Consider the following 1871-nt stretch of genomic DNA (forward strand, 5'->3'; position numbering starts at 1 on the left):
CGCCCTTTTTCTAGTTAGTCAAACCCACTGAACGCGCTCATCCGACATAGAACTTCAGTCAGCGCAAACGTACACGGCGGAGTGGTCCACGTAGCAGTTTGGGATCGTCACCCGCACGTATCGGAAAGGCGTCATCCGCGGGATTTGGATACAAAGGATGTACGTCCCCCAAAGTTGCTGCGGTGGGTTCAGGTCCACCGTGGTTGTTGGTCCACTGTACACGAGGCTCCAATTCTGACCATCCGGGGAGATCTCCACGGTGAGCGTCCCCTGGCAGCCGTCGGCGAACCCGGGCGTGTACTCCAGGATCAGATGCACGTTGACGAAGATTTGCCCCAGGTCATGGACGTGGGATAACTGGTACCAACCGCAGCAATCGGGCGTCTGGCAATGGGGGTCCCCGCCAGCTGGCCCAGGAACCGAGTAGCCAGTCCCGTTTCCACAGGTATCGCGAGCTCCCAGCGTCCCCTTGAAGCACTCGCTGCACTTCCGCTCCGGCATCCCCGTGTACTGGGCCTCGACCCGAGCGTTTGTGGGATCGAAATTCACCGTCACTGGGTCCGGAGAAAACCCAGGTGGGTTCCCCACTATTCGCCACTGCCAAAGGCGATGAAGATCGTGCGAATCCGGCGCATCCAAGACAACCTGGAAGCCCTTGGGATAAGCCAGGGTGAAGGGGGTCTTGCTCGTCCCGGTTTCAACAATTGTGCCGAGGGGGTTCTTCACCTGGTACCCGATGGGAACGTCCAAAAGCGAGTAGGACGGCAGGGTGATGCACCCCGCGGTGACCAAAAGCAGGGCCGCGGCCCCCTGGATGGTGATCGGCCGCTCGAGACAATTGTTCTTCTCGTCGTTCTCCTTGAGCACGTCCGTCACGTCCACGCACGCCCGCACCGGGAAGACCCCGCCCTCCCAAGTGAGCGCGGAATAGGGGAACGTGGTCACGTTGGCCACCATCGTCTGGTTGGGATCGAGGTAGCCCGAGCCCCAACTGGTTTTCCCCACCACGATCGCTTGACCAGCCTTGATCTTGTAAAGCTCTAGAACAACACCGGCCAAACTTGCCCGTTCACTTCCCACATTTACGATCATCACCTCGAAGTTCACGTCGCGATCCCCTACGTTCGGGCTCAGAGGGGTCCAGCGGATGGCCTCGATGAGGAGATCTGGTCCGGCGGCCCGCACCTCGAGGATTTCCAGGCCGCCGATGGGCTGTCCGTTATGGATCACCAAAACCGAATATCTCCCCGGGGGGAGCTTCCCCAGGGGAACCCCAAGCTCCCACGGTGTGAGGACAGGAAAGCACATGGCGTCCTTATTCGTCGTGTACACCATGATCGTGTTCCCCACAACGACCGCCCTCGGTGACCTGGGAACACAGGAGTCGCACCACACTCCGGATAGGGTGAGGGTGATGAAGTCGTTGGATGTGGGGTGAGGAGGATTGACCTCCACTTCCACCCACCGACCGCATGGCTGCGCCATAGCTAGTGTAGCCCAAAGGAAAATGGCGACTGACGCTCCCCAAAAGAAAAGCAAACCTCCGAACAAGACCTCAAGGCCGCGCACCTTGTGCCCCTTGCCCCAGGATTTCTTCTCGAAGAAACACATTTCTCACCTCCTTATGCCCTTCCCTCCTTTCCGGAAGACCACGCATTTGAAGCAATTGGTGTGCCCCCGAAAGCCAAATGGACTGGAACTTTCAGCTTCGTCACCCCCTGGTCAGAGCGTGGGGAGAGGCGAGGAGATGTTAAGGAAGAGGATCTAAAGGGCAGGCCCCTTCCCGAAGTTCTCTGAACCGTAATATTTTACACCGTGGCCGAGGTTTGAGTCTCAGAGAAAAAGTGGGCCGGGCTGGAGAAATGGGAAAA

1 protein-coding gene is annotated in these 1871 nt (G+C 58.6%); it reads right to left on the reverse strand.

Annotated elements, in window-relative coordinates:
- Positions 1–54: 54 nt before the first annotated feature.
- The gene (locus ABJK56_RS00320; RefSeq protein WP_347242673.1) at positions 55–1611 is read right to left on the reverse strand and encodes a CARDB domain-containing protein; all 1557 of its coding nucleotides are present in this window, start codon (positions 1609–1611) and stop codon (positions 55–57) included.
- Positions 1612–1871 lie beyond the last annotated feature (260 nt).

The sequence above is a fragment of the Thermogutta sp. genome (assembly GCF_039793925.1).
In the GTDB taxonomy this organism is placed as follows: domain Bacteria; phylum Planctomycetota; class Planctomycetia; order Pirellulales; family Thermoguttaceae; genus Thermogutta.